This window comes from Blautia sp. MSK18_10 (assembly GCF_020553185.1).
Lineage (GTDB): Bacteria > Bacillota > Clostridia > Lachnospirales > Lachnospiraceae > Blautia_A > Blautia_A wexlerae.
In genome coordinates, this window is sequence record NZ_JAJCGT010000113.1 from 1 (window position 1) to 1,043 (window position 1,043).

The following is a 1,043-nucleotide window of genomic DNA, read 5'->3' on the forward strand; positions in this document are numbered from 1 at the left end:
TTCCGTTCTTTACTACTACTTTTACTGGATAACTCCATGCCCCAAACCTTTTCCCGGACACATTTCCATCATAATAATCCCTGTTGTACGCATGGATTCCCAGATAATACGTGCCGTTTTTTACATTTGTGAAGGTGATGGTCTTTGCATCCTGATTCTTCGCCACCTTCACATAATTCTCAGGTCTGTCAACCCAGCTTTTCTTTGTCAGAACCGCATCGAAACCTTCGCTGTTTGCGCAGTCATAAGCCACTGCCTTAATAGTTGACCCCTGTACTTTCACATCTTTTATCGTTGCTCCTTCCGGATAAGGCGGTGCAATATGAGGACAATTCTGGGAAATTATATAAGATAATTCTATTCCTCCTGTGATGGAAACCTTAAAAATATCAGTAGCTACCTGTTCTTCTGCTTTCGGAAAAACCTGAATTATCGTATTTTCCCCCGGCATAACAACTCCCGTGTCTTCGTCAATATAGAACCATGCCCTGAAATGTTCCGTATCCTCAAAATCAACTGTGACAGGTTTTTGCCCATTGTTGCATATTGTAATCAACCGTGATGGGCACATCAACATATCCGGCTCTGGTTCTACATCATCCCATGAATCGTACTCTTCCTGAGTAATTGTGAGAAATCTCGTACCACTATTTGGTACACAGTTAACCTCGTAATCCTCCTCTGATTCCCCACGAACGAGAACCCGTATCCTGCACTCTGCCTGAATTCCTTCTTCTGTTTCCATGACAAAAGTTTCTTCATGAATCCCCTGAGAAAGATTTGGCTTTACATAAATATCCACTGCAACAGCTTCTCCGGGCTTAACCTTATTCCCAACTTTCATCGGAAGTCTTCCCTCATATAATAATGGATGCTCTAAATGTTCAAGTCTAAAATCATTCAATTCTGAAATGGATTTGATCTGCCAGCTCTCTGTACCTGTATTTTTTATCTCTAGCCTTTCCCAACCGCCGCCGTTTACTCCAGCCTGTCCCAAATCAAGGATTTCACTAGAAACTGTCGCCTCATATTTCTCATATCTC

Annotated in this window: 1 protein-coding gene; it reads right to left on the bottom strand. The window is 42.1% G+C overall.

Annotated elements, in window-relative coordinates; all coding sequences use genetic code 11:
• The coding region (locus LI074_RS17045; RefSeq protein WP_173704931.1) for a hypothetical protein at window positions 1–1,043 on the bottom strand (1,043 nt) is incomplete at both ends.